Raw genomic sequence first — 21,330 nt, 5'->3', positions numbered from 1 at the left:
CCCTGAACTCGCGATGATTGATCTCCGGAGCCTGGGGTAATCGCCTCCTGCCGGCGTCCGGCCGGCCGCGACGCCAAACGGAGTGAAGAACCATGACACACGCCATCGAAGATCCCCAGTCGTCGACCGAACGGGTGACCGTGCCGGAACCACGCGGTGAGACGGATGCCTTGGAGGAAACGGCGCTCGATCTCGAGCCGACCATCGTCCTCGGCCGGGAGTGACGGACGGCCGGCTCCCGCGGCGACGGCTGCACGAGCCGGCCTGTTCCTCGCGACGAGCGCCCGGTCGCTACTTGTCCTGCCGGGCCCGGGCGGTCTCCCGGCGGCTGGCCTTCTCGAGCGCGTCGACCAGTTCGCCCTTCGACATACGTGAACGTCCGCGGATCCCCAGCTCGCGGGCCCGCTGATACAGATGGCTCTTCGCGGCTCGAGCGTCGACGCCGCCGTGGGTGTTTTTGGTGCGTTGCCCGGCACCTCCCGCGGCCTGCTCGTCGGGCGGCCCCCTGCGCTCCTTCGGCTCCCAATGGTCACCGACCTTCTCGAAGGAGTGCTTCACGGCGGCGAACGCGGTCTGGGCGGCGCGGCGTCCGGGTCCGTAGGTTTCGAGCGCCGAATCGTGCGCGGCCACCCAGATGTCCTGTGCCTTGCGCGGTGAACGCAAGAGCGTGCTGGGCAGGTCTTCCCGTCCTGGCATGGCGAACCTCCTTGCTCACGGATCGCGCCATCGGGCAGACGGTCACGACCCGCCGTAGTGGGCCCTACTGTCCCCGTCCGGTCTGGTTCTGGAGCCGGTCGATCAGCTCCGACGCCTCGGCTTTGGTCAAGCCGTCCGGAACCGTCTCGCCCGCCTCCTGGGCGAGGGTGCCGAGGTAGGAGCGCTGGGGCCCGGTCATCGGCTCGTCGCCGGTCGCCCAGTCTTCGCGGGGTTTCTCCGGGCTCGGGGTGTCGGTCGGCTGCGTGTTGTCGCTCATCTGACGTCCTTCGGCTGGGCACATGATCAGGCGGCGAATACCCCGCCAGACGGGAAGCCACACCTTCCCGCACCGGTCCCGAGTTCGTGCTCGCGGAGGAAATTCTCGCTGGGATTCATCGCGCGGGACGAACGGACCGCTCGCTGCTCGACCTAGTGTCGTCGCCAACGAGGCTAGGAGGGCAGGTATGCGCACGCTCTTGCGCGGCGGTCGCGTCGTCGATCCGGCCAGCGGGTTCGACGGCACCGCCGACGTGCTGGTCGATGGCGGCCGGGTGGTCGCCGTCGGGCCGGGCCTGCCGGAGGCCGGGGACCAGATCGCGATCGACGTCGCCGGATACCTCGTCGGGCCGGGTTTCGTCGATCTGCACAGCCATGTGCATTCGATCGCGGGCCACCGGTTGCAGGCGATGGACGGGGTCACCACGGCGCTCGATCTGGAGGCCGGGATGATGCCGGTCGGCCGGGCGTACGCGGAGGCGGCCTCGGCGGGGCGGCCGCTGCACTACGGTTTCTCCGCTTCCTGGGGTTCCGCACGGGCGAAGGTGCTGGCCGGGGTCGAGCCGGACGCGAACTTCGCCACCGCTCTCTCGGTGCTGGGCGATCCGGCCTGGCAGCGGTCTTCGTCGAAACGCGAACTGGCTTCCTGGCTGTCCCTGCTGGAAGACGAGCTGGCGGCGGGTGCGCTCGGCGTCGGCGTGCTGCTCGGGTACGCGCCTGCCAGCGACCCGGCCGAGTTCCTGGCCTTGGCGAGGCTTGCCAAGCGGGCCGGAGCGCCGACGTACACGCACGTCCGCGAGCTGGTCGAGGTCGACCCGGACACGCCGGTCGACGGCTCGGAGGAGATCGCGATCGCCGCGGCCGAGACCGGGGCGGCGATGCACCATTGCCACGTCAACAGCACGTCGGGGCACCACATCGACCGGGTGCTCGCCGCGCTGGAGGCCGGCCGCTCAGCCGGGTCGCGGGTGACGGTGGAGGCCTATCCCTACGGGGCGGGCTGCACCGCGGTCGGTGCGTTCTTCCTCGCCCCGGAGCGGCTGCGGATGAACGGGCTCGACCCGACACGGGTGGTGCTGCTGGAGACCGGTGAGCGGATCGCCGACGAGGCGCGGTTGCGGCAGGTCCGGAGCGAGATGCCGGGGGCGCCGTGCCTTCTCGAGTCGCTCGACGAGCAGGATCCGGGAGAACGAGCCCTGCTGCACAGGTCGCTGGCTTTCCCCGATTCGATCGTCGCGAGCGACGCGATGCCGGTGTTCTGGCCCGACGGCACCGGTGACAGCACCGGTGACAGCACCCGATGGCCGCTTCCCTCGAGCGGGGTGACACACCCGCGCACGGCGGGGACGTTCTCGAAAGCACTTCGCCTGATGGTGCGCGAAACCGGCACCTGGACCTGGCTGGAGGCGTTCCGCCGCTGTTCCTATCTGCCCGCGCGGGTGCTGGACGAGGTCGCGCCCGCCGCGCGGGCGAAGGGCAGGCTGGACGTCGGCGCGGACGCCGACATCGTCGTCCGCGACCCGGCCACCATCACCGACACCGCCTCGTACTTCGACCCGACCCGGCCTTCGATCGGCGTCCGGCACCTCTTCGTCTCGGGCACTCCGGTGGTCCGCGACGGGCGCCTGCTCACCGACGCGTTCCCCGGCAGGCCGCTGCGCGGTGAACCGCGGTGAACGCCAACCCGCATACGAGCCTGAACCGCGTCATCGAAGCACTGGGGGACGTGCTCCTCGAGCCGCTCGCGGTCGGCCGGGACACCCGGCGTCCCCTCGGCGGCGTGGTGATCCACGACCCGTACGACGACGCCGAGTTCCCCGACCGGGCGGTGGTGCTCGGGGTCGGGGTGCGCGAACCCGGTGAGATCGTGAAGCTGCTGCACGAACTCGGCGAACGCGGCGCGTCCGCGCTGGTCGTGCGCTCGCCGGTCTCCGCCCCGGCCGAGCCGGCGCGAGCGGCCGCCGCCTCCGGGGTGGCGTTGGTCGGCCTGGCGAGCAGGGCGTCGTGGACGCAACTGGCCGCGATGCTCCGTACGTTGCTGGCCGAGGGCGACGTCGGCGACGTCTCTCCGCAGGCGCTCGGCGGAATCCCGACCGGCGACCTGTTCGCGCTCGCCAACGCGATCGCCGCGTTGCTCGACGCGCCGATCACCATCGAGGACCGTGACTCGCGGGTGCTCGCCTTCTCCGGCCGCCAGGACGAAACCGATCCGCCGCGGGTCGAAACGATCCTCGGCCGCCAGGTGCCGGAGCGGTACACCCGGGGGTTGGCGGAGAGCGGCTTCTTCGACCGCCTCTATCACGAGACGGGACCGGTCTATTTCTATCCGGACGACGATGGCGAGAACCGGCCCAGGGCGGTGGCCGCCGTCCGGGCGGGCGATGAGGTGCTCGGCTCGATCTGGGCCGTGGTCGATCACGCGCTGAGCGACGAACGTGCGGCGGCGCTGGTGGACGCCACGAAGATCGTGGCGTTGCACCTGCTCCGGCTGCGCGCCGGAGAAGATGTCGAACGCCGGCTGCGAGCCGATCTGGTGAGCACCGCCCTCGAAGGCGGGCGCGGGGCCCCGGAAGCCGTCGCGCGCCTCGGCCTGCTCGGACGGCCCGCCGTCGTACTCGCGATGGGTCTGCTCGACTCGGCCGACGACGATCCCCGGCTCGCCACCGAACGCCATCGCGTCGCCGACGCGCTCGCCCTCCATCTGAGCGCGGTCCAGCCGCGATCGGCGGTCGCGCTCATCGGCGAGGTCGTGTACGGGATCGTGCCCGGGAACCACGGTGATCAGCAGGAACGCTCGGTGCGCGTCGCGGCCGCGTTCCTGGAACGAATAGGGCACCGGGTCTCCGCGACGATCGGCGTCGGACCGACCGCGCTCGACAGCTCGGGCCTGTACGACTCTCGCATCGGGGCGGACCGGGCGTTGCGGGTGCTGCTCACCAACGGCGGCGCCAAGCGGGTGCTCACGGCGGAGGACGCGCACATCGACGCGCTGATGCTCGAACTGGCGGACCTTTCGGCGGCCCGCGGTGACGTCGCGACCGGGCCGATCGCGAGGTTGCTGGCCTACGACCGGGAACACCAGTCCCAGTTCGTGCACACGCTGCGGTGCTGGCTCGACTCGTTCGGGGACACCAACGCCGCGTCGGCGGCGGCCTATGTGCATCCGAGCACCTTCCGGTACCGGTTGCGCCGGCTGGCCGAGATAGGCGGCATCGACCTCGACGACCCCAGGGACCGGTTCGCGGCGATGGTGCAGCTGCATCTGCTGCTCCACGGGACGCGGCCCGAAACAGCCTGAGACACCACCGATCAGGGGGTTCCTCCGCGCGGACGAACTTCCCCCGCGGCTCTCCTCGATCCGGACGAACAACCGGCGCCTCCGCCGGACCTAGCATTCCCGCAACGCCGGACCATCCACACCGGACAAGAGGTGCACATGTCGAAGATCTCCGAAATCGATACCTGGCTCCGGGAGAATTTCGCCGTCCTGCTGGACCGGCACCGGGTTCCCGGTGCCGCGATCGCGGTGCTCGCCGACGGCGAGATCGTCGAGCACGCGGCGGGTGTCCTGAACACGAGCACCGGGGTGGAGTCCACAAAGGACTCGGTATTCCAGGTCGGGTCGATCACCAAGGTCTGGACGATCACGCTGATCATGCAGCTGGTCGACGAGGGCCTGGTCGACCTCGACCGCCCAGTGCGCGACTACCTGCCGGAGTTCCGGCTCGCCGACGAGCAGGCCGCGGCCACGATCACCGTCCGGCAGCTCGCGTGTCACACCGGCGGGTTCGAAGGTGACGTCTTCGCCGACACCGGAACCGGTGAGGACGCGGTGGCCAAGCTCATCCCGTTGCTGGCGGACGTGCCGCAGTTGTTCCCGCCGGGCGAGCGGTTCTCCTACAGCAACGCCGGCTACTGCGTGCTCGGCCGCATCGTCGAGGTGCTGCGAGGCGAGTACTGGGACGACTGCGTGCGCGAGCGGCTGATCGGCCCGCTCGGCCTGACCCACGCCGGCTGCGGCGCCGAGGACGCCATCCGCCATCGCGCCGCGTTCGGTCACGACCTGCCGGAGACGGGTGGCGGGCCGGTGCCCACGAAGGTCTGGTCGCTCGCCCGTTCCAACGCGCCCGCCGGGGCGACGCTGGTCATGTGCCCGCGCGATCTGCTGACCTTCGCCCGCATGCACCTGAACGAGGGCAAGGCCGACAACGGTGCCCAGGTGCTGTCGCCGGAGTCGGTGCGCGCCATGCGCGAGCGGCAGATCACCGTGCCGGATCTCGGCGTCATGGGCGCGTACTGGGGCCTCGGCTGGGCGGACTTCGGCTGGCAGGGCGGCACGGTGATCGGCCACGACGGCGGCACGATCGGCCAGTCCGCCTTCCTGCGCGTCGCGCCGGAGCACGACGTCGCGTTCGCGTTGCTGACCAACGGAGGGGCCGCGCTGCGGGCTTACCACGAGATCGCCACCAAGCTGATGCGCGAACTCGCCGGCATCACGGTCCCGCCGCTGCCCGAGCCGGATCCCGCGGCGGCGCCTGCCGATCTTTCCCGGTATGTGGGCGAATACTCGTCGAGGGTCGTGTCCACCGTCGTCACCGAGGAGGGCGGCAGGCTCTGGCTCCGGCGCACCCCGAAGGGGGAGTTCGCCGAACTCGACGAGCCCTCGGGCACGGTCGAACTGCTGCCGTGGCACGGCGAAACCTTCGTCGCCGTCGTCCCGGAACTCCCGGGCGCCTACATGCCCCACGAGTTCGTCGGCGACGACGGCACCGGCCGGGCCCGGTTCCTCCACACCGGACGCGCGGACCGGCGGGTGACCCGGTGAACGACATCCGCGAACGGATCGAGGCGGTGTTCGCCGCCGCGGGCGCCGAAGGTTCGCTGCACGCCAGGGAAATCGGCGTGCCGGACGGTGCCGAGGTGTCGGTCGGCGCCGACGATCAAGTGGTCCTCGCCTCGGTCTTCAAGATCCCGATCGCGCTCGCCTACGCCCGGGAAGTGGTGGCCGGACGGCTCGACGAGACCGAGTACACGAAGGTGACCGCGCGATACCGGATCGGCGGCATCGGCACCGCGGGCTGCGCCGACGACGTCGAGATGACCTGGCGCGACCTCGCCTGGTTCATGCTCACGATGAGCGACAACGCGGCGACCGACCTGATCTGGAACCGGATCGGCCAGGAGACGATCTGCCGGGTGGTCGCCGACCTCGGGCTGACCCGTACCCGCATGATCGGCTCCTGCGAGGACTCGTTCCGCATCGGGCTCGCCGAACTGGGCGGGACCGACCTCGCCGAAATCGACGCGCTGCTGGCCGAAGCCACCGACGAACAGCTGCGGAACCTGTCGATGTGCGACCCGGAAAGGGAAACCTCGTCGACACCGCGCGAGACGACCGAACTGCTCGACGCGATCTGGACCGACCGGGCGGGCGAACCCGAAGCCTGCGAACGCGTCCGGGCGATCATGGCCCACCAGATCTGGCCGCACCGGCTGTCCACCGGATTCCCTTCCGGGGTGCGGATAGCCGCGAAAACCGGGACGCTGCCGGGCATTCGCAACGAAGCGGGAGTGGTGACCCTGCCCGAGGGCCGCCGTTTCGCGGTCGCGGTGTTCACCCGCGCCCATTCCTTCGAGGACCGCCTCCCCGAGGTCGACGCGTCCATCGGCGCCGCCGCCCGGCTGGCGCTCGACCACCTCGCCGCCGAGAACGTGACACCGTAGGAGAACTCCCATGAAAACTGCTCGGCACACCGCCGTGACGGCGGTCGTGGTCGCGTTGACCGTGAGCGCGTGCTCCGCACCGGCGCCCTCCGGCACGGACCCGGACGCGAACCGGCCACTGGCCGACGGCAAGACTTTCACCTACGCCGTCGGTTCGGATCCGGGGACGCTCGATCCGGCGCTCACCGTGCTCTCGATCGCCGGCGAGATCGGCCGCTACCTCTATGACGGGTTGCTCGGCGTGGACGGGAAGGGAGAGCCCGAGGCCGGCCTCGCGGCGCAGTGGGAAGCCACCACGACCACCGCGTCCTTCACCCTGCGCAAAGGCATCACCTGTCCCGACGGGAGCCCGCTCACCGCGAAGGACGTCGCGGCGAACATCGACTTCATCGGCGACCCGGCGAACAAGTCCCCGATCGCGGGCAACACGGTGAAGGTGGGCACGAAAGCGGTCGCCGACGATTCCGCGGGCACCGTGAAGGTCACCAGCGGGGCGCCGGACGCGTTCCTGCTGCGCAACATCGGCAACATCCCGATCGTCTGCGCGAAGGGCCTCGCCGATCGCGCGACGCTGGCCAGGGGCGAGAACGGCACCGGCATGTTCACCGTGTCCGAGATCGTCCCGAACGACCACTACACGCTGACCCGGCGCAAGGACTACCACTGGGGCCCCGGCGCCTTCGATCCGCGGCAGAAGGGCTTGCCGGACAAGGTGATCATCCGGGTCATCCCCAACATGACCACCGTCACGAACCTGCTGCTGTCCGGCGAGCTCAACGCCGCCCAGGTGAGCGGGCCGGACCAGCAGCGGCTGCGCGCGCGAGGGCTGTTCCATGCCGACACGACCGTGGCGTTCGGCGAGTTGTGGTTCAACCAGGCACCCGGCCGGTTCGGCGCGGACCAGGCGATGCGCCGTGCGCTGGTGCAGGCAGTCGACCTCGCCCAGGTCGCCAAGGTGCTGACCAGGGACGCCGGCGCCCCGGTCCGGAGTCTGATCACCATGGAACCGGCGGCGTGCACCGGCGACTCCGCCACCGGGCACATCCCCGGCTTCGATCTCGCCGCGGCCAAGGCCGCGCTCGAGGCGGCGGGCTGGAAGCCGGGACCGGACGGCATCCGGGCGAAGGACGGCAAACGCCTCGCGCTGACCGCCATCTACGGCACGCAGATCGGCGCGACCATGACACCGGCCGCCGAGCTGATGCAGCGGGGCTGGAAGGAGGCGGGCGTCGACGTGACACTCAAGGGCCTGGACAGCCCGGCGGCCAGCCAGACGCTGTTCGCCTCCGGCGACTGGGACCTCTCGCTGGCGCCGGTCAGCCTGAACCTGCCGAGCCAGCTGACCCCGTTCGTCTCCGGCAGCCGCCCGCCGGAGGGCACGAACTTCGCGCATATCGACAACCCGCGGTACGACGCGCTGGTCGCGAAGGCGGCCACTCAGGTCGGGACCGCGGGCTGCCCGGACTGGCTGGCCGCGGAGACGGCGCTGTTCGAGGACCAGGACGTCGCGCAGTTCGCGAACTCGGTACTCCCGACCTTCGGGAACAAGGCGCGGTTCGAGATCTCGAACACCTTCCTCCAACCGTCGTCGATCCGGATGTATGCCTGATCGACCCCGTCACCTCTTGAGGGGAAAGAGGATTCGGCGCTCCGGTGCCCGGGTACCCGGTGAGATCCACAAGGCCACCGAGCGCGAGGAGGATGCCGCATGCCGCGGACGGACCCGGAGACCGTGGACGTGCTGGGTGTCGCCTTCCCCAAACCGTCGCGGACGCTGGGGCGGGTCGCCAGGGGGCTGGCCGGGCTGGCACTCCTCCCGCTGGAAGGCATCCCGGGACGTGGACCGCGGCGGGCGGTCTGGTCGTGTCCCGGCAGGCTCTACATCGAGACGCACGGCGTGAAGGGACCGGAGGGCGCCCGCGTCGCCCGGCGGGTGGAACGAGCCCTGGCGGAGATCCCCGGCGTGCGCTGGGCCCAGGTGAACGCGCCGACGTCCCGGGTGGTCGTCGCGGTCGAGGATCCGGGGCCCCGGCGGCTGGAGCTGATCCGCGCGGTCGAACGAGCCGAGGCGGAACCCGCTTCCGAAGCCGAGCGGGTCGAAGAGGACGAACTGCACCATCCGGCGGACGGCACCACGGCGACCCGGCTGCCGTCCACCCTCGCCGCGGACGCCGCGGGGCTGATGCTGTCGGTGGCGACGAAGATCATGCCGTGGGCCCCGTTGCCGACGGAGGTCGCGGCGCTGGCGTCCCTGGTCGACCTGCACCCGCGCTTGCGTGACCTGGCGGACCGGAAACTGCGAGGACGGGAAAGGGCCGATTCGGCGACCTCCATCGGCGCGGCGCTGGTCCATGGTCTCGCGGCCCGCAGCGAGGGAACGGTCCTGGACATCATGCTCCGCGGCACCCAGTGGCGGGAGGCCAAGGCGCACCAGCGGGCCTGGTGCGAGGCGGAATCCACGCTGGTCGGACAGCGCGAACACGCGGGCGCCGACTCGGTGGTGAGCGAACGGCCCTGGCCGCTTCCGGAAAGCGCCGCCGATCGTCACGCGCGCCGGTCGATCACCGCCGGTGCCGCGGCCGCCGCGGCGACGCTGCCGTTCGTCGGGCCGAGGCGCGCCGCCGCGGTCGGGATCTCCGCGTTGCCCAAGGCCCCGTCCACCGGCACGGCCGCCTTCGCCGCCCAGCTGGGCCAGGTCCTCGCCCGCCGCGGTGCGCTGGTGATGGACCGGTCCGCGCTGCGCGGCCTCGACCTGCTCGACACGATCGTCATCGACACCACGGCGCTCGGCGCCGGGGCGAACATCCTCAGCGATCTGGTTCCTTCGCCCGACGGTGACCCGGCCGACCTGACGGCCGCCGCCTTCGCCTTGTTCGACCCGCGGAAACCCGAGGTGGTCCGGCGGGACGGAGAGTGGACGCTCGGTCCGGTGGACGAACTGGACGTCACCGGCTTCCCCGACCGGCAGCGGATGCTGGACCAGGGCGCCCACCTGGTGCTGGGACTGGTCCGCGACGGGCAGCCGGCCGGTCTGCTCGCCGTGGCGCAGGAGCGCTCACCCGACGTGGACGCGTTGGCGTCCGCGGCCGAGGCCGCCGGACTGCAGGTGGTCCAGACCGACGGCCCGGTGTTCGACGCCGTTCACGAACTCCAGGCCTGCGGACGTGTGGTCATGCTGGTCTCCGACGATCGCCGGGCGCTGGGGGCGGCCGACTGCGGAGTCGGCGTGCACGAGGACGGGACACCGCCGCCGTGGGGCGCACATGTGCTGATCGGCCGCGACATCGGCACGGCCGTCCTGCTCGTCGAAGCGATCACCGCCGCGAAGGCGGTGGTCCGTGACTCGACCATGTTCGCGACCGCGGCCAGCGGAATCGGCGGCGTGACCGCGCTCAGCGCGCGGCGCCGCCCTGCCGCGAGCGGCCTCCGCGCGGTGAACGCCGGGGCACTCATGGCGTTCAGCGACGGAATTTGGCGAGCCCGCTCTCTCACCGGCGAGCGGAAGACGCCCTCGTCGGGCCGTGTCGCGCCGCCGTGGCACCTGATGCCCGCGGACCTCGTGCTCGACCGGCTCGGCTCGAGCCCGCGTGGGCTGGACGAGCGTGAGGCCCGGCGACGGGCACCCGCCGATCGTGCGGGCGGGGAAGGCAATGCGGGCAAGAGCATCGCGAAGGCGTTCATGGCCGAGCTCGCCAACCCGCTGACCCCGGTCCTGGCCGGTGGTGCGGCGGTTTCGGCGGCGGTGGGGTCACCGGTCGACGCCGCGCTGGTCGCCGGGATCGTCGGGGTGTCCGCGTTGATCGGCAGCGCGCAGCAGGTGCACACCGACCGCGCGCTGGCGGGGCTCTTCGAACGGTCCGCGACGGTGACCACCGTCCTACGAGACGGTGCCGAGCGGCAGATCGTCGCCGACGATCTGGTGCGGGGTGACGTCGTGTCGCTGCGGTCCGGCGACGTCGTACCCGCGGACTGCCGGGTGCTCGAAGCGACCGGCGCGGAGCTGGACGAGTCGTCGCTGACCGGGGAGTCGCTGCCGGTGCCGAAGACCCCGGCGCCGGTCGTGGCGGCGGAGATCGCCGAACGGGCCTCGATCCTGTACGAGGGCACCACGGTCGCCGCGGGCAAGGTGACCGCCGTCGTCGTGGCGACCGGCGACGAGACCGAGGTCGGCCGGGGAATGGCCGCGGCGCGCGGCGCCGCCCCCGAGACCGGTGTCGAAGCGCGGCTCGCATCGCTCACCAAACAGGCTTTGCCGGTCGCGGTCGGCTCGGCGGCCGCCGTCGCGGGAGCCGGCCTGCTCTGGGGCGTACCGCTGCGGCAAAGTGTCGGGGCGGCGGTGAACCTCGCGGTCGCGTCGGTCCCGGAAGGCCTGCCGTTCCTGGTGAACGCGGCCCAGCTGGCGGCCGCCCGGCGACTCGCCGAACACGGCGCGCTCGTCCGCAATCCGCGCACCATCGAAGCCCTCGGCCGGGTCGACGTCCTCTGCTTCGACAAGACCGGCACCCTCACCGAAGGCAAGCTCAGCGTCAACCGGATCGACGACGGCAAGACCACCGCCTCGCCGAGGCGGCTGTGGAAGAGCCACCAGGCGGTGCTGGCCGCGGCCGTCCGTGCGACGCCTCGGGCGGAGAACCCCGAGGAACTGCCGCACCACACGGATCAAGCGATTCTCGAAGGCGGCATCACCGCGGGCGTGGACGCCGGCGGCTGGGAGAAGACCGATGCGGTCCCGTTCGAACCGTCGCGAGGATTCCACGCGACCAACGGCAAGCTCGGCGAGCGGCACGTGGTGTGCGTGAAGGGCGCACCGGAGATCGTCCTTCCCCGGTGCACCCGGCACGGCGATCGGCCGATGGGCGCGGGTGTCCGCGGCAGGCTGGAGAAACGGGCCGGCCGCCTGGCCGCGGCCGGGCACCGTGTCCTCGCCGTCGCGGAGCGCACCGTGTCCACAAAGGACCTTTCCGAGGACGACGTCGCCGATCTCCGGTTGCTCGGCTTCGTCGCGTTGGCTGATCCGGTGCGGGACAGTGCCGCGCCGGCGGCGGATCGGTTGCGCGAGGCGGGGGTGCGCACGGTGATGATCACCGGCGATCACCCGGCCACCGGCGAGGCCGTGTCGGAGGAGATCACCGGACGCAACGGCGACACCAAGGTGCTCACCGGCGCGAAGATCGAGGAACTCGACGACGAAGGGCTCGATCGGGAACTCGCCGACGTCGACGTGATCGCCCGCTGCAGCCCGGCGCAGAAGGTCCGGATCATCCAGGCCTACCAACGCGGTGGCCGGGTCGTCGCGATGACCGGCGACGGCGCGAACGACGCGCCCGCCATCCGGCTCGCCGACGTCGGGATCGCGCTCGGGCAGCGGGGCACGGCCGCGGCCAGGGCGGCCGCGGACCTCGTGGTGACCGACGACCGGCTGGAGACGATCGTCGCCGCGCTGGTGGAAGGCCGGGCGATGTGGGCGTCGGTCCGCGAGGCGCTCGGCATCCTGCTCGGCGGGAACCTGGGGGAGATCGCGTTCACCGTACTCGGCTCGGTCGTCACCGGACGATCTCCGCTCACCGCCCGCCAGCTGCTGCTGATGAACCTCCTCACCGACCTGGCGCCCGCACTGGCGATCGCGTTGAGCAGGCCAGACGGTGAATCCGTGCCGGAATTGCTGTGGGAGGGGCCCAGCGCGTCGCTCGGGAACGCGCTCCGGCGCGACATCACCACGCGTGCGGTGACTACGACGCTCGGTGCGTCGACCGCGTGGACCCTCGCGAGGCTGACCGGCAGGCGGCGGCGGGCGAGCACGATCGCGCTCGTCTCCCTGATCGGTACCCAGCTCGGGCAGACGCTGGCGGTCGGCGGCCGCGACGGCACCGTCCTCGCGGCCGGCCTGGGCTCCGCCGCACTGCTGGCGATACTGGTCCAGACCCCCGGGGTCAGCCAGTTCTTCGGATGCACACCGCTCGGTCCGGTCGGCTGGGGAATCGCCCTCGGCAGCGCGGGCGCGGCGAGCGTGGGCGGCCTCCTGCTCGGAAATCGAGAGGCAGAGGTCTAGCGAAGCGAGAGCGGGGTACCTGGCTTGAGTGGAGAGCAGTGGTGATCGTGGGCTGAGGTGCAGCGCAGTGGAGCGACGACGAGTGCGGCAGGGTGGCGTCACCGGGAATCGGGCGGGGCAGGACGAGCCCGAAGGCCCGACGGATCTGTCGAAGCGTTCGTGGTGGCAAGTGCTGAAACGGACGGTCAAGCAGTTCCAGCGGGACAACTTGACCGACTGGGCTGCCACGCTGACCTACTTCAGCGTGTTGTCGATCTTCCCGGCGATCGTGGTGCTCACCGCGATGCTGGGTCTGCTGGGCCCGGCGGCGACGCAGACGCTGATCGACAACATCAACACGCTGGTTCCCGGGCAGGGCCGTGAGATCTTGGTCAACGCGATCCGGGAGGTGGGCCGGTCTCAAGGGCTGGCCGGACCGGTCGCCATCGTGGGTATCGCGGGGGCGCTGTGGACGGCGTCCGGATACGTGGGTGCGTTCATGCGAGCCTCGAACGCAATCTACGAGATGCCCGAAGGACGGCCGATATGGAAAACGGTGCCGCTGCGACTGGTTTTGACCCTGGCGGTCGTGGTGCTGCTGGCGGTGTGCGCGGTGGGTGTGGTGGCGACCGGTGGGGTGGCCGAGCGGGCCGGGCGACTGCTGGGGGTCGGGTCGGCCGGGGTGCAGGTGTGGGATATCGCGAAATGGCCGGTGATCGCGCTCCTGGTGAGTTTGGCGTTCGCCTTGTTGTACTGGGCCGCCCCCAATGTGAAACATCCGGGATTCCGGTGGCTGAGCCCCGGCGGTGTGCTGGCGGTGGTGGTGTGGGTGCTGGCCTCGGCCGGATTCGCTTTCTATGTGGGGAATTTCGGCTCCTACAACAAGACCTACGGCACGTTGGCCGGGGTGATCGTGTTCCTGGTGTGGCTGTGGATCTCCAATATCGCCGTGCTGCTGGGGGCGGAGTTCGACGCCGAACTCGCCCGGGGGCAGCGCATCGAGACCGGGCAATCCTCCGAGCGGGAGCCTTTCCTGCCACCGCGGGATACCCGCGCCTTCGATGACGACGACACCGCGCAGGTGACGACGAAGGGTCCGGGGACCGTTGCGGAGGGCCGCGGCGGTGAGGAGTGACGATCGGTCGCTACAGCTGGAACTCGCCCGGCGCGAGGCTGCGCGCGAGGCAGAACTCGTTGCCCTCCGGGTCTGCCAGCACGACCCACGGGAGGTTCTCGCCCTGGCCGAGGTCCACGGTCGACGCGCCGAGCGCGAGCAGCCGATCCAGCTCGGAGCGCTGGTCGCCGTCGATCGGGGTGATCTCGAAATGCACCCGGTTCTTCCCGCTCTTGCCGTCGGGCACCCGGACGAACGACATGCTCGGCACAACCGGCCCGCGGCGCAGATCGGCGAGCCGCTCCGCGTCCGGAACCTCGGGGTCGGGCCCGATCCCGACGACCTCACCCTTGTCTTCGTAGACGACGTACCCGAGGACACCGCACCAGAACTCGGCCAGCCGTCGAGGATCCGCGCAGTCGATCGTCGTCCATTCCAGCCTGCTCGTCATCTACCAACGCCCTTGTCCGTCGGAATCCCTTCAAGCTCGACCACCTTCTCACGATCTCAGGCTGTTTTCAGGTGAATTTCGTCGGGCGGGCCGTCGCGCGAACCGATGTGATCTGTGTACTTCGATGCTTACCAATGTGGGCCCGACAATCCGGCCACCGTGATGACGGCAATGGTCGCGTCGGCCCCGATGTGCGCGATGTACGGCAGCAGGAGCCCGCGGCTCCGTACCCGCAAGACGCCGAGAAAGTAGCCCCAGACGCCGGCCATCACCATTCCGGTCCAGCCGGGCGGAAACCCGTTGAAGTGGAACAGCCCGAACGCGACACCCTGGACGATCAGGGCTGCTCGTACCGACCAGATCGTGGCCATCTCGTCGAGCAGTACACCTCGGAACAGGCTCTCTTCCAGTGCCGCGTTGAAGAGGGAGAAAGCGATGACGGCGAGGGCTACCTGCCAAAGCGGACTGTTCTTCGCCGCGACGACGTAGCCGGGCAGCACCGGATCCGTGAACCGTGCCCAGCTGACCAGTGCCGTCGTGGTGCCCACGATCAGGACCACGACGGCAGCGGCAAGCGGCCAGGTCGGGCGGCCCGGTTCGACCCAGCCGTACGCCGTCCCGATCGACTGGCGCCGGCCGAGTCCGGCCGGTAGACCGAACACGACGACGAGCGCGAGGACGATCCGCACGGCCGGGGGCCAGTCCAGAAGGATCGACACATGGAACACGGCCGAGACGGCGGCGGCGACGGCCACGGCGCGGATGCCTGGCGCGGAACGGCTCCGCACGGCCGCCACCAGGGACGCGACGAGCCCGGCGGCGACGACGAGGGAGAACCACGGCGTGCCGGGCAAGACCGGCGCCGCCATGAGGAGGCAGGCCGCCACCGTGGCGGTTCGCGTCGTATGAGGCATGAAACGGCGACCTCAGGCCGTGACCGGAAAGTGGCTCAGGCCTCGGATGGAATTGCCTTCCCGGCGTCGAAGCGGACCTGCCTGGCGCAGGTGTGGCATCCGCTCCGCGAGGGTGCGGAAGACGATTTCGGCTTCGATACGCGCCAGCCTCGCGCCGAGGCAATAGTGTATTCCGCTGGAGAACGCCAGGTGGTCCGATGCGCCGGACCGGGAGATGTCGAATTCGCCCGGCCTTTCGTACACCTCCGGATCACGGTTGGCCGCGGCCAGCAGCACGGCGACGAACCGGCCCGGCCTGATCCTGCGCCCGGCCAGTTCCACCTCGGTATGCGCGATCCGCAGAGAAGCCTGCACCGGGGGGTCGTAGCGCAAGGCTTCCTCCACCGCGGCGGCGGCGAGGCTCGGATCCGAGCACAGCGACTCCCACTGCTCGGGGTGCCCCAGCAGTGCCCGCACGCCGTTGCCGATCAGGTTGACCGTGGTCTCGAAACCGGCGATCAGCAACAGCAACGCGGTGCCGTGCAGCTCCCGTGCGGTCATCCTTCCGTCCCCGACGGCGGCCGCGAGATCGCTGATCACGTCGTCGCCGGGAATCGCCGTACGTTCGTGAAGCAGCCGGTCGAACAACACGACGAGGTCCTCGCCGACGGTGATCAGTCGTTCGGCTTGCCGGACCGAGTGCACGCCGCTGAGGCCTTCACCGATCAAAGTGCCGTATTCGGCGAAGACGGATCGGTCGGCGGCCGGGATACCGAGCAGGTCACTGATGACCGTGATCGGGAGTGGCGCGGCCAGATCTCCGACGAGGTCGAAGGCCTCCTGCCCGGCCACCTTGGCCAGGAGAGAGTCCACCACCGCCTGCACCGTCGGCCGGTAGCGGTCCATCCGCCCTGGCTTGAACGAGGGCGCGGCGAGCCTGCGCAGCCGGGTGTGATCGGGTGGATCCAGGTCGAGGAAGCTCTCCGGGTAGGTCTGGGACACCATGCCCAGCGCGCCGGTGAGCGCGGGCGTGCCGTCCGCGTACTTCATGCCGAACCGGCGATCCCGCAGGACCTGGTCGCACAGCGCGAAGGAAGCCGTGGCCCACGACCCGCTCAGCCCGCGGTACAGCGGGCCTTTCGCCCTTATCCGTTCGTACAACGGGTACGGGTCTTCCCGCCATTTCGGATGCTCTATTTGTACGAGGAGATCACCGAACCCGCCGAGCAGCCGGCTGACGGTTTTGGAGACCTGGATCTGCGCACCGATTCGCAGTGCGTCGGCGGGGCTCAAGGCGTTCATCATTTCCTCCTGGCGTCAGCGGAATCTACGACGAGCACATGGCAGATTCCTTGCAGTGCCCTTGAGGTGGGTGCTTTTGAACGGTAATGGAAAGGCTTGGAGCGGGATTCTCCGTCCGGTTATGTTCGATCGGCAAGGGCAACCGAGGGAAGGAATGGGGAATGAAGGTTTCGAGCAGGCGGATGACGGGGGTCGTTGCCGGTGCGGCGGCGTTTTTCGCCGCGGTTTCGATCGCGGCCGCTCCGGCGGGTGCTTCCGAAGCCGGAGTGCAGACCGACGCGTGGCCCTGTGCGGGCCCGGCGGATTTCTTCGCCGCCAAGAACAAGAACGGCTCCTGGACGTGTTACGCGAACTCCGGGTCGAGTCTCGCGCGCTCGTTCAACACCGTTCACTGGCAGTCGGGAGCGAACTCCGGATACTTCTGGCACGAATGCCACGGGACGTACTACCCCGCCAAGCGATTCATCGCGTGGCAGAGTGAATCGCTCGGCGATTGCACCATTTACAAGGTGAACATCGACTGAGCGTGCACCAGGGGCCGCCTCCGAACCGCGGAGGCGGCCCCGCGCTTTCACGCCGGGAATCGGTGGCCGAGGAGATCCGCTCCCAAACGGGTCAGCCGATGACGTACCGCCGGTCCGGCCCGCTCGGTGGTGATCAGCCCGGCGGAGCGCAGGATCGACGCGTGATAGCTGGCCACGGAGACGGTGACGCCCGCCCGCCGGCCCAGTTCCGTCGTCGTGCAGCCGTCGCCGACGGCCCGGAGTGTCCCGGCGCGGGTCGGCCCGAGCAGGTCCTCCAGCGGCTTCGCGTCCGTGCCACCCGCCACGGCGGGACAGGTGACCGGCGCCGGACGTGTGGTCGCGGGGAAGACGAGCACGGGTGGCAGGGCCGGGTCCGCGAGCACCGTCGGCCGTCCGTGGCAGAAGAACGACGGCAGCAAGCGCAATCCCCGGCCGCCGAGACGCAGGTCCCGGCCGAGGTGGTCGCCGTCCAGTTCGAGCGAGTCACCACGCCAAGTGAGCGCTGGATGCAGGGATCCCAGCAAGCCACCCGTCCCTCGCGACACCAGGATCCGCGTCCGAGCGGCGGCGTCGTCACGTACGTGGTGCTCGATCCGCGTCCAGGATGGTTCCACGGCCGTACGGTGGTAGTCGGCGAGCCCGCGCGTGAGGTCGGTCAGGGCGGTGTGGTCGCCTGAGGCCAGCCTGGTGGCCCACCGTGACGGCATCGCACGCCCGGCGAGCCGCGCGAGTTCGGTCCGCAGGCGATGACGCGGCGTGCGCCGCAGTGCGGCGAGCCCGCTTTCAAGGCCAGCCGCCGATTCCGCGGGTGTGAGGAAATCCGGTGAATAACCCCGTGGCGGCGCCAGGTCGAACAGGGCCCGCATGGCGGGGCTCAGCGTCAGTCCCGCGCGCCAGCGTTCATGGCGTGGTTCCACCGCCGGGCTTTGCAGGACGTGCAGGCTCAGGAGCACTTCCCATAACGGATCTGGCTCGGTCGCGAGGGTGACACGGGCCAGATCGGCGGCCGAGAAATGAATGTGCAGAGGCATTTCGGTGAGTCGCCTTTCGGACGAGGAAGCCCTCGGTCGTGCCGGCAACGGTAAGGCGGCGGCATCGCACCGGAATGGAAAGGAGATAGCAAGCGCGAGCTCGATCCCGCTGAACACCGCACGCCCGCGTTAATCCATTTGTGCCCTCCTGCCGGGCTGCGGTATAGAGGAATCTTCGGCGGTGTCTTGGGGGGGGGCGCGGTGCGGTTCGGGATTCTCGGTCCGGTCGGGGCGTGGGGGACGTTGGGGCGGATCGAACTGGGCGGACCGCGCTCCCAGGCCGTGCTGGCCGCGCTGCTGGTGAACGCGAACCGGGTGGTCGGCCTGGGTTCGCTGGTCGATGCCATCTGGGGCGAGGAGCCGCCGCCCACGGCCGTGGACACGATGCGCACCTACGTGTCCCGCCTCCGGCGCGCTTTCGCCGCGGCCGAACGCGGTGACAGGCTGGTTTCGGAAGCGGGCGGCTACCGGATCCGGGTCGATCCGGGCGAACTCGACCTCGACGTGTTCGACGACCATGTCGCGCTGGGGCGCGAAGCCGTGACGGCCGGGCGGTTGGTGGAAGCCGTGGTCGAATTCGACTCCGCGATGAAACTGTGGCGGGGCAGCCCGTTCGCGGGAGTGCCGGGGCCGTTCGCCCGGACCAACGCCGACGCGCTGGCGGAGACCCGGTTGGCGGTGCAGGAGGAACGTCTCGCGGTCGAACTGGAACTGGGAAACCACGCCGACGTGATCGCCGAACTGCAGCGGTTGCGCACCGCGCACCCGCTGCGGGAGTCGCTGTGCGAGCAGCTCATGGTGGCGTTGTACCGGTCGGGCAGGCAGGCCGCGGCGTTGGACGTGTTCCGGCAGACCCGTGAACTCCTGGTGGCGGAACTGGGGGTCGAGCCGGGAGCGCGGCTGCGGCAGGCGCATCGGAGGGTCCTGGAGCAGGCCGACCCGGTGCCACGGCTCCAGGACGAAGCCACGGGGGACGAAGTCGGAGCGTGGGGTCCCAGGACCGCCGGGTTGCGCGGACTGCCGCCCGCTGTCGCGGACTTCACCGGACGCCAGGCCGAGACGAGCCTCATCACGGAACTGTGTTCACCGAGCGCCGGCCGGACGTCGCCGGTGGTGGTCGCCGTCGACGGGATGGCCGGGGTCGGGAAGACGGCGTTCGCGGTCCATGTGGCGCATTCGCTGGCGGACCGGTACCCGGACGCGCAGTTCTACATCGACCTGTACGGGCACACGCCGGGTCTGCAACCGCGAGACGCCCACGACGCGCTCCACGTGTTGCTTCGCGCCGTCGGTGTCCCCGCGGAGGCGATACCGGAGAACACGGAGACGCGGGCCATGCTCTGGCGCGACACCCTTGCCGAGAAGCGGGCGCTCGTAGTGCTGGACAACGTGGGGGACGGCGTGCGCGTCGAGTCCCTGCTTCCGGCCGGACCGGGCTGTGCCGTGGTGATCACCGGCCGGCATCGCCTGCTGGACCTCGACGGCGCCCACCAGCTCACGCTCGATCCGCTTTCGCCCGCCGACGCGGGCAGGCTGCTCACCCGGATCGCGGCCGCACGCGGTGCCGAGTCGGACCGCGCGGCGATCGCGGAAACCGTACGGCTGTGCGGTGAATTGCCGCTGGCCATCCGGATCGCCGGAGCCCGGCTGTCCCGGTCCCTGCCGGTGACGGCACTGCGCCGCAGGCTCAGCGACCAACGCGACGTCGTGCCGCGGCTGCGTTCGGGCAGCCGCAGTGTCGCCGCGGCGTTCGCTCTGTCGTATGGCCGGCTTCCGCCGGACTCGAAGCGGGCCTTCCACCTTCTCGGTCTCCATCTGGGGCCGGATGTGGACCGCTTCGAAGCGGCCGCGCTGCTCGGCACCTCACCCGACGACGCCGAGCGGCACGTGGAGTCACTGGTCGACGCGAGCCTGATCCAGCAGGTCAAGGCCGAGCGGTATCAGTTCCACGACCTGCTGCGTGCCTATGCGCGCGAACAGGGACTCGCGAGCGAGTCGCAGCCGGACCGCAAGCGGGCGCAGTCGCGGGTGCTGGAGTACTACGTGAACACCATGACGGCGGCGTACCGGCGGTTCTTTCCCGGCGACCGGGACGGCGTCCGTCTCGCCACGCCGAAAGGGCTCGTCCGTGACTTCAGCGGTTACGAGGAATTCGTCGACTGGTCCCACGTCGATCAGACGAGTCTCAGCCTGGCATCGAGCACGGACACGGCTACCCACCACGGCCGGGTGTCGCTCGAAGACTGGGTGCAACTGCTCCGTCCCGGTCGCCCGCCCACCGGGCAGAGCGGAACCGTGCAGCCCGGCCAGACCCGGATTCTGCACGCCCTGGGAACACTTCAATACTGGACCGGCCGATGCGAAGACGCGAAGCGCACACTGCGGCACGCGATGACACAGTGCCGCGAGACCGGCGAACACCGACGTGAGAGCGCGATCCTCCACACCCTCGGCGAGGTGCTGGTGGCCGCGGGAACACCGGAGGACGCCGTCGGGGTATTCCGTCGTTGTGTCGAGTCCTCGCGCGCGCTCGGGGATACCTGGGGCGAGGCGGTCGCGTTGAACAGCTTGGGCGGAGCCCATCGGGTACTGGCCGAGCACGAATCGGCGCTGGGCTGCTGTACCGACGCGCTGCGCTTGCATCGTGAACTCCGCTCCAGCTGGGGAGAAGGTGTCACCCTCACCAATCTCGGCAGGCTGTACCGCTGTATGGGCCGCCCCGAAGAGGCGCTTGCCGCCCTCGACGAGGCGGTGGTTTCGCTGCGCGAAAGCGGCGATCAGCTCGAACTGGCGGCGGCCCTCGTAGACCTGGGGTACGCCCGCCGGGCCGACGACGATCCGGAGCAGGCCAGGAACGCTTGGGAAGAAGCCCTCCCGGTGCTCGGCATCCTCGCCGACCCGATGGCGGACGTCGTGCGCGGTCATCTCCGCGAACTGTCACCGATGTCCGAGCCGGATCGGGGCCAGGTTCGCGGCCGCTCCGGTCAGCAGGCCCGGCCGGTGTTCTTGCCGAAGTAGCCGTAGGAAGGCGCGGCGTCCTTGGGCGAGTTCCCGAGATGCCCCACCTCGTGCGGCGCGACGCAGATGTCGTGCTGGTAGATAGATGTTCTGTACGCCGTTCCAATTCATCCACACCTGGACGACGACCGGGCAGGGCGACCGCCGCGGCGCCGACGAGGACGGCGGTTGCGAGACGCTTCAAGGGCCCGGCCTTTCGGACCTCGCGAGCACCACCGGATCGAGTGATCATCGAGTGCGCCGTGCCCGGGGGCTGTCTTACGTTGAGTGTCC

Annotated in this window: 16 protein-coding genes; 10 read left to right on the top strand and 6 right to left on the bottom strand. The window is 70.3% G+C overall.

The window, feature by feature from the left end; genetic code table 11:
* Positions 1-92 precede the first annotated feature (92 nt).
* A complete protein-coding gene (locus tag DMC61_RS41950) occupies positions 93-224 on the top strand; it encodes a hypothetical protein (protein ID WP_255431566.1) in 132 nt (43 codons plus the stop codon).
* 67 nt (positions 225-291) lie between these two features.
* Here the strand turns inward: DMC61_RS41950 and DMC61_RS19990 are convergent, their stop codons facing one another.
* Together DMC61_RS19990 and DMC61_RS19985 are read right to left on the bottom strand one after the other, a co-directional pair.
* Positions 292-696, bottom strand: a complete 405-nt coding sequence (locus tag DMC61_RS19990; RefSeq protein ID WP_125690573.1) for a ChaB family protein — start codon at positions 694-696, stop codon at positions 292-294.
* A gap of 64 nt (positions 697-760) precedes the next feature.
* The gene (locus tag DMC61_RS19985) at positions 761-973 is read right to left on the bottom strand and encodes a DUF3072 domain-containing protein (RefSeq protein ID WP_125690572.1); all 213 of its coding nucleotides are present in this window, start codon (positions 971-973) and stop codon (positions 761-763) included.
* A gap of 187 nt (positions 974-1,160) precedes the next feature.
* Between DMC61_RS19985 and DMC61_RS19980 the strand changes: the two genes are divergently transcribed.
* From DMC61_RS19980 to DMC61_RS19950, 7 genes are all read left to right on the top strand, one after another.
* Entirely contained in the window at positions 1,161-2,648 is a 1,488-nt protein-coding gene (locus DMC61_RS19980) for an amidohydrolase family protein (protein WP_125690571.1), read from the top strand.
* Positions 2,645-4,270, top strand: a complete 1,626-nt coding sequence (locus tag DMC61_RS19975) for a CdaR family transcriptional regulator (RefSeq protein WP_125690570.1) — start codon at positions 2,645-2,647, stop codon at positions 4,268-4,270. Before DMC61_RS19980 ends, DMC61_RS19975 begins: the two co-directional genes overlap by 4 nt.
* A gap of 138 nt (positions 4,271-4,408) precedes the next feature.
* The gene (locus tag DMC61_RS19970) at positions 4,409-5,797 is read left to right on the top strand and encodes a serine hydrolase (protein ID WP_125690569.1); all 1,389 of its coding nucleotides are present in this window, start codon (positions 4,409-4,411) and stop codon (positions 5,795-5,797) included.
* Positions 5,794-6,696: a serine hydrolase gene (locus tag DMC61_RS19965; protein ID WP_125690568.1), complete on the top strand. Its 903-nt coding sequence runs from the start codon at positions 5,794-5,796 to the stop codon at positions 6,694-6,696. Before DMC61_RS19970 ends, DMC61_RS19965 begins: the two co-directional genes overlap by 4 nt.
* 10 nt (positions 6,697-6,706) lie before the next feature.
* Positions 6,707-8,305: an ABC transporter substrate-binding protein gene (locus DMC61_RS19960; RefSeq protein WP_125690567.1), complete on the top strand. Its 1,599-nt coding sequence runs from the start codon at positions 6,707-6,709 to the stop codon at positions 8,303-8,305.
* Positions 8,306-8,404: 99 nt separating this feature from the next.
* Positions 8,405-12,745, top strand: a complete 4,341-nt coding sequence (locus DMC61_RS19955; protein ID WP_125690566.1) for a cation-translocating P-type ATPase — start codon at positions 8,405-8,407, stop codon at positions 12,743-12,745.
* A gap of 67 nt (positions 12,746-12,812) precedes the next feature.
* On the top strand, positions 12,813-13,859 hold the full coding sequence (locus tag DMC61_RS19950) for a YihY/virulence factor BrkB family protein (RefSeq protein WP_233594871.1): 1,047 nt from the start codon (positions 12,813-12,815) through the stop codon (positions 13,857-13,859).
* Positions 13,860-13,869: 10 nt separating this feature from the next.
* Here the strand turns inward: DMC61_RS19950 and DMC61_RS19945 are convergent, their stop codons facing one another.
* The 3 genes from DMC61_RS19945 to DMC61_RS19935 form a co-directional block, all read right to left on the bottom strand.
* Entirely contained in the window at positions 13,870-14,289 is a 420-nt protein-coding gene (locus DMC61_RS19945) for a VOC family protein (protein ID WP_016334004.1), read from the bottom strand.
* Between the two features lie 128 nt (positions 14,290-14,417).
* Positions 14,418-15,203: a CPBP family intramembrane glutamic endopeptidase gene (locus DMC61_RS19940; protein WP_125690565.1), complete on the bottom strand. Its 786-nt coding sequence runs from the start codon at positions 15,201-15,203 to the stop codon at positions 14,418-14,420.
* 12 nt (positions 15,204-15,215) lie between these two features.
* Positions 15,216-16,484 carry a cytochrome P450 gene (locus DMC61_RS19935; protein ID WP_125690564.1) on the bottom strand — a complete coding sequence of 423 codons (1,269 nt, stop codon included), beginning with the start codon at positions 16,482-16,484 and terminating at the stop codon, positions 15,216-15,218.
* A 182-nt stretch (positions 16,485-16,666) separates the two neighbouring features.
* On the opposite strand from DMC61_RS19935, the gene DMC61_RS19930 reads away from it, so the two are divergent.
* A complete protein-coding gene (locus DMC61_RS19930) occupies positions 16,667-17,008 on the top strand; it encodes a hypothetical protein (RefSeq protein WP_125690563.1) in 342 nt (113 codons plus the stop codon).
* 47 nt (positions 17,009-17,055) lie between these two features.
* On the opposite strand, the gene DMC61_RS19925 is transcribed toward DMC61_RS19930, so the two are convergent.
* On the bottom strand, positions 17,056-18,039 hold the full coding sequence (locus DMC61_RS19925) for a helix-turn-helix transcriptional regulator (RefSeq protein WP_125690562.1): 984 nt from the start codon (positions 18,037-18,039) through the stop codon (positions 17,056-17,058).
* A 201-nt stretch (positions 18,040-18,240) separates the two neighbouring features.
* On the opposite strand from DMC61_RS19925, the gene DMC61_RS19920 reads away from it, so the two are divergent.
* The gene (locus DMC61_RS19920; RefSeq protein WP_125690561.1) at positions 18,241-21,057 is read left to right on the top strand and encodes a BTAD domain-containing putative transcriptional regulator; all 2,817 of its coding nucleotides are present in this window, start codon (positions 18,241-18,243) and stop codon (positions 21,055-21,057) included.
* Positions 21,058-21,330: the final 273 nt, after the last annotated feature.

The organism is Amycolatopsis sp. WAC 04169, from assembly GCF_003947535.1.
Classification (GTDB): Bacteria; Actinomycetota; Actinomycetes; order Mycobacteriales; family Pseudonocardiaceae; genus Amycolatopsis; species Amycolatopsis keratiniphila.
The sequence above is the reverse complement of the archived record's forward strand: the minus strand, read 5'-3'. Positions and strand labels throughout refer to the sequence as shown.